The sequence below is a fragment of the Acinetobacter sp. V116_7 genome (assembly GCF_056735735.1).
This window is the reverse complement of sequence record NZ_JBWZIF010000014.1, coordinates 68311-82260: the sequence shown is the minus strand read 5'-3', so window position 1 is coordinate 82260 and position 13950 is coordinate 68311. Positions and strand designations below refer to the sequence as shown.

Here is a 13950-nt window from a genome sequence, read left to right as displayed (position 1 = left end):
GTTTTAAAATTCCAGATTATCGATGTGTATGAATGGACATGACTAAACCAAAGGTGGCCATTAAAGTAATAATAGCTGTTCCGCCATAACTCATAAAAGGTAAAGGAACACCTACTACAGGTAAAATACCACTGACCATTCCCGCATTTACAAATACATAAACAAAAAAAGACAAACCAAAGGCGCCAGCAACTAAACGTCCATAGTTATGGAAGCTTTGTAAACCGATTTGGAATGTTCTAAAAATAATAGCAAAATAAAGAATCACTAAAATAAGTACACCGATGAGCCCAAACTCTTCGGAGTACGCAGCAATAATAAAGTCGGTATGACCTTCAGGTAAAAAGTGCAAATGTGATTGGGTACCTTCAAGAAATCCTTTACCTGAAAAACCACCAGAACCAATTGCAGTTTTAGATTGAATAATATTCCAACCTGTACCGAGCGCATCTGCCTCTGGATCAAGTAAAGTTAAAACCCTTTGACGTTGATAGTCGTGTAAAAGAAATTCCCAAGCAATCGGAATGACCACCGCAGCACAGGCTCCTGCAGCACCGATCATACGCCACGATAGTCCACTTAAAAATAAAACAAATATACCGCTTGCTAATACTAAAAGTGATGTCCCTAAGTCAGGTTGTTCTGCAATCAGTAAAAAAGGAATACCAATTAACATTAATGATAAAACAACTTGTGAAAAACTAGGGGGAAGTGGTTTACGTGCTAAAAACCAGGCAATCATCATGGGCATGCCGATTTTCATGAATTCACTGGGTTGGACACTTCCGAAACCGGGAATATCAATCCAGCGCTGAGCACCCATTCGGACTTCACCAAATATCATGACTGCCAAAAGTGAAAATAAGCCAAATAAATAAAAATAGGGTGAAAAAGCTTGATAGACCTTTGGCGGAATTTGGGCTAGACCAAACATCACTAAAAAGCCAATACCAAAACTCATGGCTTGTTTACTCACTAACCCCACATCTTGTGCAGAAGCACTATATAGTACGGTTAAACCTAATAGCGCATTTAAGAGCAGAAATAGGCATAGCCAAGGGTCAACATGGAGTTGTTGCCACTTTGAAGGTTGCATAGCAGTGCTAAGACCATCTCGAGGAGCTTGGCGTAAAAATTTATATTGCGGACTAGGAGACATGCGGCGTTAACTAAGGTCAATCAGTGCTTGGCGCATGCTAACATAAACTTGGTTAATGGCAATGTATATCAATATTTTGCAATAAAAAAACCTAGCTCACGCTAGGTTTCCGATAGTCTATTTTTTATTAGTTAAAGAATAAACCATCATGGTATTCAGCCATCGCTTTAAGTTCAGTACGATTTAAGCTTGGAATCAGTTTGTCGATTGCAATGTGGACTGCTTTTGTTACAGCTGCTGCACCAATATCTGCTGCTTTACGCTTAATCATGCCAAGGTCTAATGTTTTATTAAAATCAGACATGAAGTGTTTGATCATTGCATCGCCGAATTGTTTATATAATTCAGCTAAAGCAGCTTTATTAATGTCATTTCCTGCTTCAAGCTCAGTAAAGTTATGCTTAAGGTTAGTTACTAAACCTGCATCTAAATTTACGCCTACTTTGTATTGACCTTGTGGGTCTTTAAATAAGCTTTTTTCAGAGAACTCAACTGACTGTTTAACTACATCGTTAGGTGCTTTGCTTAACAGTTGCTTTAAAAGAACAGCAACGGTTGATTTGACATAACCTGCTAGTTTTTCGGCAGTATCGCGCTTTTCACTTGCAGGAAAATGCTGAACTAACTGAATCAAGACATTATCAATAATTTCTTCATTAAGTTGTAAAGCAATCTTATCGCGAAGTGGATATAAAGGTTCACTAGAATTTTTATTCGCAATTCCAGCCTGCATATCGTTCAATAAGCCTTCAGAAGGGGTAAAACCAAAAAACGGCATGGTGTATCCTCAAATTATTCGTTTTATTGTCGTGCCAATCGAATCGGTTTTGGCATCCATGAAAGATCCGATACTCGGCAAGGGTTAATATCAAGTCCGCCGCGACGAGTATAAGTTGCATAAACCATCAGCTTTTCAGGCTGTAGATTTTGCCAAATATCGGCAAAGATCTGCTCAACACACTGTTCGTGAAAGCCGTTATGCTGACGGTACGAGATAATATAAGCTAAAACACTACGATAACAAGGTTTTTTGCCTTTAAAACGAATAAAAACTGTACCCCAATCCGGTTGTCCGGTGACTGGGCAGTTACTTCTTAAAAGATGAGAATACAGCTCAATTTCGACTTCTTCACCAGAATCATCGAGTTTTAAAAGAGTGGCATCAGGATGCTGTTCTAAACGCTCTGGAGTGAGGTCATCAACACAAATGCCTTGAGGCTTAGAAATCTCTAAATCATCAACCTGAAATAGGGTTAACTCAACTTTTGCACCTGCCGCCGCCGAGAGGTCTTTTTCAACCGTTTCAATAAATGATTGTTTAGACTCAAACTGAGTGAAGTTAAGACTATTGAAGTAAAGTTTTAATGACTTAGATTCAATCAAATTTGGTGAAGATGCAGGTAGCGTAATTCTGCCAATCGCAACTTGTGGAATACCATGAGCGTTTAACCATGAGATTTCAAAAACATGCCACCAATCTTTACCTTGAGTAATGCCTTCAATATGTGAATAGCTTTCACGAGACTGAGCACGGGCAATTGGAAATAAAACATCAGGTTGATAATTAGTTGGATATTGGGTTTCTTTACCCAATAAAGACTGTTCGACACTCATTCACGCATTCCTGAACCACGAGCAAGTAAATAGTAAGCAATTCCGTAAAGTACAACACAGCATGATGTCACAATGATTAAAGAGAATGAGACATTCACATCACTATGACCTAAAATGCCGAAACGGAAAGCATTAACCATATAAACAATAGGGTTAATTAAAGAAAGTTTTTGCCAAAAAGGACCAAGTGCACTAATGGCATAAAACACACCACCTAAATAAGTTAAGGGTGTAAGAACAAAGGTGGGAATAATAGAAATATCATCAAATGATTTTGCATAGACTGCATTAATAAAACCACCTAATGAGAAAAGAACCGAAGTAATTAAGACTGTATATATAGTTACGAACCAGTTGTGTATGAAAAGGTCAGTAAAGAACATGCTCATTGCAGTCACAATTGCACCTACTAATACACCACGGCAAATACCACCAATTACATAGCCCCATAAAATGATATGGAGTGGAACGGGACTCATGATGAGTTCTTCAATACTTTTTTGGAATTTCACACTAAAGAAACTTGAAGAAACGTTGGCATAACTATTGGTAATGACCGCCATCATAATTAAGCCGGGCACAATAAATTGCATATAGCTCACGCCACCCATTTGTCCAATGCGTGAACCCACCAAATTACCGAAAATCACAAAGTACAAACTCATTGTAATTGCAGGTGGTAATAAGGTTTGTGGCCAAATGCGTAGAAAACGGCGTACTTCTTTACGAACTATGGTCCAGAGAGCAATTTGCAGTTGGCTAAAATTCATTTTGCCTCTCCTTCAAGATTTTTCTCGACCATTTTGACAAATAACTCTTCTAAACGGTTCGATTTATTACGCATACTACGAACACGAATACCTTGAGATTCTAATAGCTGGAATAGGTCATTTAATGTATGCGCTCTATCCATCGTTACTTCTAATGTATTGCTATCGATTAAGTTAAACTTTACACCAATAATATTTAACTGAAGCGGCCCAATCGGTTCGGCTAAATCGAAGATAAATGATTCTTCATTGAGCTGATTAAGGAAGTTCTTCATGCTGGTATCTTCTTTAATTACACCGCGGTCAATAATCGCAATTTGACGACACAACATTTCTGCTTCTTCTAAATAGTGGGTCGTTAAAATAATAGAAGTACCGCTTTCGTTCATTTCAGTCAGAAAGTCCCACATAGAACGGCGTAATTCAATATCTACACCAGCAGTAGGTTCATCTAAAATAAGAAGTTTAGGCTCATGCATCATGGCACGGGCAATCATTAGACGACGCTTCATACCACCAGACAGCATACGTGCTTGTATATTACGTTTTTCCCACAGGCCGAGCTTTTCTAAATAATGTTCAGCACGTTTTTCTGCAATCTTTTTATGGATGCCGTAATAGCCAGCTTGAGTGACTAAAATATCGAATGTTTTTTCAAACTGTCCAAAGTTAAATTCTTGAGGAACGACACCAAGCTGCTGCTTTGCCAGAGATGGATGTGTATCGAGATTATGCCCAAAAATCTCAACTGTTCCTGAGGTTTTTTTCGTGAGGGAGCTGATAATACCAATGGTTGTTGATTTGCCGGCACCATTTGGGCCTAACAACGCATAAAATTCACCTTCAGGCACAGTGAGGTTAATACCTTTTAACGCCTGAAAACCATTACGATATGTTTTGGACAAATCTCTTAAAACCAAAGCATCAGTCATGAAATTCTCACATTATGAAAGAGGGGTATATTTTGAGCGATAATGATTAATAAACCAAGTAAAATAGTCGGAATTTTATAAAATTGAGATAAATTTATGAAGTTATTATATAAAAGCTGGTGCGCCCGGCGGGGATCGAACCCACGACCCCAGGTTTCGGAAACCTGTACTCTATCCAACTGAGCTACGAGCGCATGCGTGGGGCACATCATAGGAAAAAAACACTGGCAGGTAAAGCACGAAATACGTGCCAAGTGACTTTAATGCTTAATTAAACAGCAAGTTGTTCAATATTTTATATACTTTCTTGAAGAAGCTGAATTGAATAGTTAATTGTACGTAAAGCACTTGCAAGTTCCTGAGGGGGAATGCGTGATTCTTGTAAATTTGTAATCCAGTGTATCTGATATAATTTAAGTTCTTGTATTGTAGTCGTTTTCTCTATTCTTTGAACAAGTGGTTTAGTCATTAGTCCGCAATAACTGCTAAGCGTTTTCATCATTAATAGTTGTATTTCTTCGAAAGAAAGAGCCTTAGAAGATATTACTGGTTGAAAATATGTAGTACTGGACTGATCTAAAGTTTTTTGCTCGGAAAGCTGGATTTCTCCAACAAGATTCGGGGAATGTGCTATGGAGCTACCAATAGATTCTTTTTGATTTTCTTCTACTTTATTTATTTGTGAGGTTTTTAAAATAATTTCTTCATCAGTTAATGTTTCTGTAGAGGCAGCTGGGGCAATAAGTTCTAAGTCGACAAGTTGTTGAATCAATTCCGGAGAAGCAATGCGTTTTTTAAATTCACCATTTAAGTTTTGAAAATCCTCATGGTCTATCAAGAGTAATAAACGCCTTTGTTTTGCATTTAAAACAATATTGCGTTGTTGAAGTGCAACTCTTCCTAAATTGGTTCTATAAAAACCAGCCATTATGTTTCCCCAATATATACATAAATCAGACTGTTCAATTTTCTGAGTTGAACAGTGCTGTTTTTAATAAAATATAAATGGGGTTAACCATAAAACTCAAAAATGACAATATGATGAAGAATTGATGAATATCATCTATTTAAGTCATTAAAGTACACTTTCTAATGCTTTGCGAAGGTAAATATCAAGCTCATCTTGGCGTAATAACCATTGAATATAGTCTTTAGGAAGTTCAGCAATTGCTGTGCCTTTATGCTTACCAAAGTTAACCGTTGTGGGGATACGTGCTTCTTCAGAAACTCGGTATAGCTCTTCAATATCTTGAATATTTAAATGATAGACAATATGCATCAAAATATTAGCAGTCAAAATAATATCTGCATCGGCACGGTGTGCACCTTTGAGTAATTCACGAGCTTTACTGCTGCCTTGAGAAATCATATAGATGAGGGCGGAGATATTATGTGCTTCTGCTTCAGGCCAAACTTTACGCGCTAAAGCTAAAGTACAAATCGGTTTAATATTCGATACATCTACACCGCAACGCGCAATTGCGGCAATATCGTAATCAATATTGTGACCAATAATATAAGTCGTGCTCTCTGGTAATTTAAACGTTTTATAGTGAGGCTGGTTTTCTAAATCTGACTCTAATATATGGTGAACTGCCATAGCGGCGTAGGAAATAGGGGCACCGACTTGATAGAGCTGATCAAACAATTTGCTTTTATCTAAGGTGAGCTTGCCTTCATTAATTTCGATCGGGGCATATGCAATTTCAATAGGCAAACCATTTAGTGTATGTGTTTCTGTATCTAAAATAATGGTTTGCATAACTGGCCCTTTAAACAATAACAAGTAGCTATGAATGGTAACAGTTGGCTATCTACTTTAAAACATGAAGTGAGGCTATAAAGTAGCGAGAACGTCAATTTATATTAAAAATAAAGTTTTCATAGATTAATTTCATCCAATAGAACTTGCGAAAAATAAAGATTAGGCGTAATTGTTTTTAAGACATTAGAAAATGTTGATTAAAAAACTAAAGCAAAACAAAAATGGAATTTAAGGGAAGATATACCAATGAAAATGAAACTGTTCATGACCAGTGTTCTTAGCACAAGTTTATTGTTGACGGCATGTGGTGGAGGAAGTAGCGATGACAGCCCAGTAAGTACTAATCCATCTGGTACTCCAACCAATAATATTCAAAACCCAGTGGTTAAAGTAGATGCTTACACGAGCACCAACCTAGGATCAGTTGCTGCTGAAAGTAGTATTTTGACCTATAAAATGTTAGGTCAAAGTGGCCAAGAAGTACAGGCAACTAGTTTGGTATTCACACCAAATACACCAGCACCAGCAGGCGGTTGGCCAATTGTCGTTTGGGCACATGGCACTACGGGTGTTGCAGATGCTTGTGCACCAAGTAAAGCAGCTTTAACAGACAGTACAAAAGATTTAATTAGTAAGTTACTTGCAGCTGGTTATGTTGTTGTTGCACCTGACTATGAAGGTTTAGGCACAGCAGGTATACATCCATTTTTAAATGTTAAAAGTGAAGCTTATTCAATTACTGATGCCGTGGTTGCAACACGTAACTATTTATCACAGCGTAATTTATTAACTTCAAAAAAATGGCTGACAGTCGGACATTCACAAGGGGGACATGCTGCGTTGAGCGCTGCACAATATGCAAGTCGTGCTCAGCTAGACTATAAAGGTACAGTAGCGGTAGCACCTGCTTCTAATTTAGGTTTTATTTTAGTGGCTGGAGAGGCACAAGTTGCGAATCAACCAATAGGGGTTAAAATTGGAACCTATGCACAGCTTGATACCTATACGGCTTTGGTTACCGCAGGTATTCGCAACACACAGCCGAGCTTTGATTATGGACAAGTATTTACTTCACAAATTTCAGGTATTGCCGCACAAGCAGAAACAATTTGTGCTGGGCCTTTGGAAGATGTTTTTAAAAAAGCTATGGATGATTATAAAAAAGCTAATGGTGGGACACTTGATGGTTACACACGTACGCAACCTAACTTTATGGCAGTACCCTTGGTTAAAACATTCTTAGATAAAGATTCTCAACCTTTACAGGCAAAAGTATCTACACCAGTCATCATTTATCAGGGGCTAGCAGATACAACAGTTCCTAAAGTAGCTACAGATATTTTGATATCTAATGCCACTGTCGTAGGTACTAAAATTAATAGTTATGTGACTGGTAACTGGGACCATAATACGGCGATGAGTAGTAATGTAGACAACATTGTTGGAAATGTTCAGACTTTGCTAACAGCACAATAGAGTTATTGATATTTAAAGTATTTTTAACCTTCTTGTAAGCTAAAGTGAATGATGAAAAAGTTTAAAATATAAGCTTTAAAGCAGCTTTTTTATTGATTTATAAACAATGGCTCATTTTTTATAAAACTTGAGCCATTTTTATTTAAAACTGAGCTAACTTCATTCTGTTTAATTATAAAGTTCATGCTACAATATGTCGCAATCTTAGCACGGCTTAAAAGCCCTAATTTTATAGGACCCCCGCTAATGTTTGCCAATATTTCCATTTCTGAATTTGATCCAGAATTAGCTCAAGCAATTGCTTCTGAAGGTGAGCGTCAAGAAGCACATATCGAGTTAATTGCTTCTGAAAACTATTGCTCTCCTGCTGTGATGGAAGCGCAAGGATCAAAACTTACGAATAAATATGCAGAAGGTTATCCAGGTAAACGCTATTATGGCGGTTGCGAATATGTGGATATCATTGAGCAAATGGCGATTGATCGTGCTAAAGAACTTTTTGGTGCAGATTACGCAAACGTTCAACCACACGCTGGCTCACAAGCTAACTCTGCTGTTTATCTAGCACTTCTTAACCCAGGCGATACTGTTTTAGGTATGAGCTTGGCTCACGGTGGTCACTTGACTCACGGTGCTAAAGTAAGCTTCTCTGGTAAAACTTATAATGCAGTTCAATATGGTCTAAACGCTGAAACTGGCGAGATCGATTATGAAGAAGTTGAACGCTTAGCATTAGAGCACAAGCCACGTATGATCGTTGCTGGTTTCTCTGCTTACAGCCGTGTTGTAGATTGGCAACGTTTCCGTGACATCGCGGATAAAGTTGGCGCTTACCTTTTTGTTGATATGGCTCACGTTGCAGGTCTTGTAGCTGCTGGCGTATATCCAAACCCAGTTCAAATTGCTGACGTAACTACAACTACGACTCACAAAACACTTCGTGGTCCACGTTCTGGTTTAATCCTTGCGAAAGCGAATGAAGAAATCGAGAAAAAACTTCAATCAGCTGTATTCCCTGGTAACCAAGGTGGTCCATTGATGCATGCGATTGCTGCTAAAGCAATCTGCTTCAAAGAAGCAATGTCTGATGAGTTTAAAGCTTACCAACAACAAGTTGTGAAAAATGCTCAAGCTATGGCTGAAGTGTTAATTGCTCGTGGTTATGACGTTGTTTCTGGTGGTACAGAAAACCACTTATTCTTGTTATCTTTAATCAAGCAAGATGTAACTGGTAAAGAGGCTGATGCTTGGTTAGGTGCTGCTCACATTACTGTGAACAAAAACTCAGTTCCAAATGACCCACGTTCTCCATTCGTGACTTCTGGTATCCGTATCGGTACTCCAGCGGTAACAACTCGTGGTTTCGGTGAAGCTGAAGTTCGCGAACTTGCTGGTTGGATCGCTGACGTGATTGACAGCAAAGGTGACGAAAAAGTTATTGCTGATGTAAAAGCGAAAGTTGAAACTGTTTGTGCAAAATTCCCTGTATACGCACAATAAGTTGTAAATATAAAAAAAGCGCCGTATGGCGCTTTTTTTATATCAAGTTAATTAGATAAGAATTAACTTTCAGATTTTACCGATGACGCGAAACTATGCCAGCCACCACCTAATACGCGGATTAAATTTACACTAGCCATCATTCTAGCGCCGTTAAGCTGTGCAGAAAGTTGCTCTTGTTGCAAAATAGTCCGATCCGAGTCAATCACATCAAGATAGCTAATAGCACCTTCTCGATAACGTAGATGAGAAAGCTGATTTGCATGACGAGAAGAAGATAGCGCTTGGCTTTGAGCCTGAATTTGCTGATCGAGAATTCTTTGATCAGATAAACCATTTTCAACTTCGCGAAATGCATTCAATACAGTTTGGCGATAGTTTGCGACGCTTTCTTCATAGGCAGCTCGCGCTTGAGCGACTCCTGCTTTACGTTGTCCGCCGTCAAATAATGGCAAAGATAAAATAGTGCCTGCGACTGGACCAAGTAAGAATGTACGGCTCGACCATTTACCTAAATCACCTAAAGTTGATGATTCATAACCGAGTGCCCCTGTCAGGTCTAGTTTTGGGAAGAAAGCAGCACGTGCAATTCCAATACGCGCATTATCTGCTGCCATCGCACGCTCGGCAGCAGCAATGTCAGGTCGTCTTTCAAGTAAAGCTGAAGGTAAACCGGCTGGCAAACGGAGGCTGTTTGCAGTTAAAGGTTCAATTGCCAAGCTAAAATCAGCAGGTGTTTTGCCTAACAATACTGCAAGTGCATGCTCTGCATTAGCTCGATTACGAGCAATGTTCAGTGCATTGGTTTGGGCGGTAGCCAGTTCAGTCTGTGCGCGAGAAACATCTAATTCACTGACTAAGCCATTTCTAAAACGTGTTTGAACTAAGTCACGTGTCTCGCCAAGCAATTTAATAGTGCGATTATAAATTGCTTGTTCAGCATCAAGCTGACGAATGAGAAAGTAACCTTGGGCAACATCTGCTTGTAAAGCTAAAAGTGCCGACTGATATAAAGCTTCTTGTTGCTGTACATCAGCTGTTGCTGCATTGACACTACTGGCGATACGACCAAATAAATCGAGCTCATATGAAACATTCGCTTGAGCACGCCATAAGGTTTGTGCAGATGTATGAGCGTTATCATCTAAACCCAATGAAGCAGGAGAGGGTTTTTGACGAGTTGGGCCAAAGCCAGCACCAATACTTGGTAAACGTTCAGCTTGTGCTGCGGAACGTAATGCCCGTGAAGCCTGAATATTGGCCGCTGCCGCTTTAAGACTCTGATTTCCAGAAATGGCTTGTTGTTCTAGCTCATTCAATTTAGCATCATTAAAAACACGCCACCACTCACCTCGAATCTGCTGATCGGCAGGTTGGGCAATTTTCCAGTTATTATCCTCAAGTTTAGGGTCAGACTCTTTAAATTTGACGGGAACTATTACCTTTGCTGGTTGATATTCCGGAGCCAAAGAGCATCCTGCAAGCAGCAGGCTTCCCATGAGTGAGGACAATAACAAGCTTTGTTTTGCTGTAGCCATTAAATGTCCTCCTTAATGATCATGTGGGGTAGATAAAGGCGCTTCATGAACTGCCGCCGAATGCAATTTATGTTTGCTATTCAATGTACGAATCAGGACATAAAAGGCAGGAGTCAGGAATAAACCAAAGAAAGTTACCCCGATCATTCCGAAGAACACAGCCACACCCATGGCATGACGCATTTCAGAACCTGCGCCAGTTGAAGTAACCAGTGGGACTACACCCATAATGAATGCGATAGAAGTCATTAAAATTGGGCGTAAACGTAGACGACTTGCTTCAACTGCTGCTTTAAAGGCAGTCGCACCTTGCATTTCAAGTTCCCGCGCAAATTCGACAATTAAGATGGCATTTTTACAGGCCAGCCCGACCAGTACCATCAGACCAATTTGGGTAAAGATGTTGTTATCTCCACCTGTCAGCCAAACACCCGTCAGAGCTGCCAGGATTCCCATCGGTACAATTAAAATTACAGCTAAAGGCAAAGTTAGACTTTCATATTGAGCGGCTAAAACTAAGAACACCAGTAAAACGCTAATTGGGAATACCCAGAGTCCTGCATTACCAGCCAAGATTTTTTGGTAAGTTAAATCTGTCCATTCAAACTTAATACCACGTGGTAGAGTTTGAGCAGCAATACGTTCAACCGCAGCTTCTGCTTGGCTAGATGAATAACCCGGTGCAGGGCCACCGTTAATATCGGCTGATGTGTAACCGTTATAACGAACTACCATTTCTGGACCATAGGTTTGAGTTACATTCACCAATGAAGATAAAGGCACCATTTGTCCCGCACTGTTTCGGGTTTTAAGCTGCAAAATATCTTCAGGATTAGCACGGAAAGGGGCATCTGCCTGTGCTCGAACCTGATAAACACGTCCAAAGCGGTTAAAGTCGTTAACGTACTGAGAACCTAAATAAATCTGCATGGTGTTGAAAACATCAGTCACAGCAACACCTTGTTGTTTGGCTTTTACACGGTCCAGATCTACGTTCAGCTGAGGTACGTTAATTTGATAACTTGAGAACATTGGACCCAGTTCAGGGGCTGATTGTGCTGCTTTCATAAAGTTTTGTGCAGCATCATTCAATGCTGAATAGCCTAAGGCACCTCGGTCTTCGAGTTGAAGTTTAAAGCCGCCCATGGTGCCTAAGCCCATCACTGGTGGGGGTGGGAAAACCGCAATATAGGCATCTTGAATGGCTGAATATTTCTGGTTGAGCGCACCAGCAATTGCATTTGCAGATAAGTCTTTGGCCTTACGTTCATCGAATGGCTTTAAGGTCACAAAGACAATACCGGCACTTGAGCTATTGGTAAAACCGTTAATTGATAGGCCAGGGAAGGCAACTGCACTTTCTACACCAGGCTGTTTAAGAGCAGTGTCACTCATTTTACGAATGACAGCTTCAGTACGATCTAAAGACGCGCCATTTGGTAATTGAGCAAAGCTAATCAAATATTGTTTGTCTTGAGCGGGAACAAAGCCACCCGGAACAATATAAGAAATACCAACGGTTAAGCCTAGAAGAGCAGCATATACACCCATTGCCGATGCTTTATGAGAGATAACACGACTTACGCCTTTACCGTAGTTGTCTGACGCTCGGGTAAATACGCGGTTAAACAGCGCAAAGAAACGTCCAAATACACGGTTCATAAGGCGGGTTAATGCATCAGGTTTAGCATCATGTCCTTTCAGTAACATGGCTGCTAAAGCAGGAGATAGAGTAAGGGAGTTAAATGCCGAAATGACTGTTGAAATGGCAATGGTCATGGCAAATTGTTTATAGAACTGGCCTGTTAAGCCTGTCATAAAGGCGAGTGGAACGAATACGGCAACAAGCGTTAAAGCAATGGCAATAATCGGTCCGCTCACTTCTCTCATCGCGCGATAAGTTGCATCTCTTGGGCTTAAGCCTGCTTCAATATTCCTCTCGACATTTTCGACGACGACAATGGCGTCATCGACCACAATCCCGATGGCAAGTACCATCCCGAACAGAGAAAGCGCATTGATCGAGTAACCAAAAGCAAGCATGAGCGCGAATGTACCAATAATTGAAACTGGTACAGCAAGTAATGGAATGATTGAAGCACGCCATGTTTGTAAGAATAAAATCACAACCACAACAACTAGTGCAATCGCTTCAAGCAAGGTATGAACAACCGCTTTAATACTGGCACGTACGAACTGGGTTGGATCGTAAACAATGTCGTATTTAATTGAAGATGGAAAATCTTTTGAAAGTTCTTTCATCGTGCTACGCACTTGATCCGAAACTTGCAAAGCATTAGCGCCTGGCGCTTGGAAAATTGGAATAGCAACCGCTTGTTTATTATCGAGTAATGAACGCAAGCCATATTGTGAAGCTGCAAGTTCAACGCGTGCAACATCACCTAAGCGGGTAACAGCGCCATCAGGAGCAGTTTTTAAAATGATATCTGAGAATTCTTGCTCAGTCGTTAAACGCCCTTGAGCGTTCACTGAAAGTTGTACAGGAGAATTTGTTGGCGATGCACCAATGGTACCTGCTGCAACTTGAATGTTTTGTTCACGGATTGCACTCACAATTTCAGTTGCTGTGAGATTACGTTGCGCTACTTTTTGTGGGTCGAGCCATACACGCATTGCGTAGTCACCCGAACCAAATAAACCGACTTCACCTACACCTTGTAAGCGTGCCAAACGGTCTTTTACGTTGAGCACCGCGTAGTTACGTAAGTAGGTCATGTCATAGCGATTATCTGGTGAAGTCAGATGTACAACCATAGTTAAAGTAGGTGAGCTTTTTAACGTAGTGACACCTAAACGCTGTACGTCTTCAGGTAAGCGAGGCATGGCCTGAGATACACGGTTTTGAACCAATTGCTGAGCTTTGTCTGGGTCAATACCAAGCTTAAAGTTCACCGTAATGGTTAAGTTACCGTCACTGTTTGCCTGAGATTGCATATACAGCATGTCTTCAACGCCGTTGATGGATTCTTCAAGCGGAGAAGCAACAGTTTCAGCAATTACTTTCGGGTTTGCACCCGGATATTGAGCACGTACCACCACAGATGGTGGAACAACTTCCGGATATTCTGAAATAGGTAATTTAAATACCGACAGTAAACCGGCAAGTAGAATCAATACTGATAACACACCAGCAAAGATCGGCCGATCAATAAAAAATTTAGAAATATTCATATGT

Annotated in this window: 11 protein-coding genes, 1 tRNA gene and 1 pseudogene; 2 read left to right on the top strand and 11 right to left on the bottom strand. The window is 40.1% G+C overall.

The features are described 5' to 3' along the window. Nucleotides 1–16: 16 nt before the first annotated feature. The 8 genes from rodA to AC1PJP_RS04955 all read right to left on the bottom strand — a co-directional run bounded on the left by rodA (nucleotide 17) and on the right by AC1PJP_RS04955 (nucleotide 6237). Nucleotides 17–1159, bottom strand: coding sequence for a rod shape-determining protein RodA (gene rodA / locus AC1PJP_RS04990; protein ID WP_005307110.1), 1143 nt, complete (start codon nucleotides 1157–1159; stop codon nucleotides 17–19). A gap of 127 nt (nucleotides 1160–1286) precedes the next feature. Then, nucleotides 1287–1937, bottom strand: coding sequence for a hypothetical protein (locus AC1PJP_RS04985; RefSeq protein WP_419297057.1), 651 nt, complete (start codon nucleotides 1935–1937; stop codon nucleotides 1287–1289). Nucleotides 1938–1960: 23 nt separating this feature from the next. Next, a complete protein-coding gene (gene queF, locus AC1PJP_RS04980) occupies nucleotides 1961–2773 on the bottom strand; it encodes an NADPH-dependent 7-cyano-7-deazaguanine reductase QueF (RefSeq protein WP_479752250.1) in 813 nt (270 codons plus the stop codon). After that, nucleotides 2770–3543, bottom strand: coding sequence for an ABC transporter permease (locus AC1PJP_RS04975; protein ID WP_004791025.1), 774 nt, complete (start codon nucleotides 3541–3543; stop codon nucleotides 2770–2772). Before AC1PJP_RS04975 ends, queF begins: the two co-directional genes overlap by 4 nt. After that, the gene (locus AC1PJP_RS04970) at nucleotides 3540–4475 is read right to left on the bottom strand and encodes an ABC transporter ATP-binding protein (RefSeq protein WP_005307103.1); all 936 of its coding nucleotides are present in this window, start codon (nucleotides 4473–4475) and stop codon (nucleotides 3540–3542) included. Before AC1PJP_RS04970 ends, AC1PJP_RS04975 begins: the two co-directional genes overlap by 4 nt. 117 nt (nucleotides 4476–4592) lie before the next feature. Continuing rightward, nucleotides 4593–4669: transfer RNA gene (locus AC1PJP_RS04965), tRNA-Arg, on the bottom strand. A 101-nt stretch (nucleotides 4670–4770) separates the two neighbouring features. Next, complete coding sequence (locus AC1PJP_RS04960; protein ID WP_005307099.1) at nucleotides 4771–5403, bottom strand: hypothetical protein; 633 nt, start codon at nucleotides 5401–5403, stop codon at nucleotides 4771–4773. A 147-nt stretch (nucleotides 5404–5550) separates the two neighbouring features. After that, nucleotides 5551–6237 carry a 3'-5' exonuclease gene (locus tag AC1PJP_RS04955; protein WP_005307096.1) on the bottom strand — a complete coding sequence of 229 codons (687 nt, stop codon included), beginning with the start codon at nucleotides 6235–6237 and terminating at the stop codon, nucleotides 5551–5553. Nucleotides 6238–6486: 249 nt separating this feature from the next. On the opposite strand from AC1PJP_RS04955, the gene AC1PJP_RS04950 reads away from it, so the two are divergent. Further along, nucleotides 6487–7716, top strand: a complete 1230-nt coding sequence (locus AC1PJP_RS04950) for an alpha/beta hydrolase (RefSeq protein ID WP_005307091.1) — start codon at nucleotides 6487–6489, stop codon at nucleotides 7714–7716. A gap of 23 nt (nucleotides 7717–7739) precedes the next feature. On the opposite strand, the pseudogene AC1PJP_RS04945 reads toward AC1PJP_RS04950, so the two are convergent. Then, nucleotides 7740–7901 (bottom strand): annotated as a pseudogene (locus tag AC1PJP_RS04945) (hypothetical protein). Nucleotides 7902–7962: 61 nt separating this feature from the next. Here AC1PJP_RS04945 and glyA point away from each other — a divergent pair. Beyond that, nucleotides 7963–9216 carry a serine hydroxymethyltransferase gene (glyA, locus tag AC1PJP_RS04940; protein WP_013197218.1) on the top strand — a complete coding sequence of 418 codons (1254 nt, stop codon included), beginning with the start codon at nucleotides 7963–7965 and terminating at the stop codon, nucleotides 9214–9216. A gap of 62 nt (nucleotides 9217–9278) precedes the next feature. Here the strand turns inward: glyA and AC1PJP_RS04935 are convergent, their stop codons facing one another. Both AC1PJP_RS04935 and adeG read right to left on the bottom strand, forming a co-directional pair. After that, a complete protein-coding gene (locus AC1PJP_RS04935; protein WP_479766603.1) occupies nucleotides 9279–10754 on the bottom strand; it encodes an efflux transporter outer membrane subunit in 1476 nt (491 codons plus the stop codon). A gap of 12 nt (nucleotides 10755–10766) precedes the next feature. Next, nucleotides 10767–13946 carry a multidrug efflux RND transporter permease subunit AdeG gene (gene adeG / locus AC1PJP_RS04930; protein ID WP_267530804.1) on the bottom strand — a complete coding sequence of 1060 codons (3180 nt, stop codon included), beginning with the start codon at nucleotides 13944–13946 and terminating at the stop codon, nucleotides 10767–10769. Nucleotides 13947–13950: the final 4 nt, after the last annotated feature.

Coding starts and splice junctions, on each gene's coding strand:
- AC1PJP_RS04950 (WP_005307091.1), top strand. CDS start 6,487: ATGAAAATGAAACTGTTCATGACCAGTGTTCTTAGCACAAGTTTATTG.
- adeG (WP_267530804.1), bottom strand. CDS start 13,946: ATGAATATTTCTAAATTTTTTATTGATCGGCCGATCTTTGCTGGTGTG.
- queF (WP_479752250.1), bottom strand. CDS start 2,773: ATGAGTGTCGAACAGTCTTTATTGGGTAAAGAAACCCAATATCCAACT.
- AC1PJP_RS04985 (WP_419297057.1), bottom strand. CDS start 1,937: ATGCCGTTTTTTGGTTTTACCCCTTCTGAAGGCTTATTGAACGATATG.
- AC1PJP_RS04935 (WP_479766603.1), bottom strand. CDS start 10,754: ATGGCTACAGCAAAACAAAGCTTGTTATTGTCCTCACTCATGGGAAGC.
- glyA (WP_013197218.1), top strand. CDS start 7,963: ATGTTTGCCAATATTTCCATTTCTGAATTTGATCCAGAATTAGCTCAA.
- AC1PJP_RS04960 (WP_005307099.1), bottom strand. CDS start 5,403: ATGGCTGGTTTTTATAGAACCAATTTAGGAAGAGTTGCACTTCAACAA.
- rodA (WP_005307110.1), bottom strand. CDS start 1,159: ATGTCTCCTAGTCCGCAATATAAATTTTTACGCCAAGCTCCTCGAGAT.
- AC1PJP_RS04975 (WP_004791025.1), bottom strand. CDS start 3,543: ATGAATTTTAGCCAACTGCAAATTGCTCTCTGGACCATAGTTCGTAAA.
- AC1PJP_RS04955 (WP_005307096.1), bottom strand. CDS start 6,237: ATGCAAACCATTATTTTAGATACAGAAACACATACACTAAATGGTTTG.
- AC1PJP_RS04970 (WP_005307103.1), bottom strand. CDS start 4,475: ATGACTGATGCTTTGGTTTTAAGAGATTTGTCCAAAACATATCGTAAT.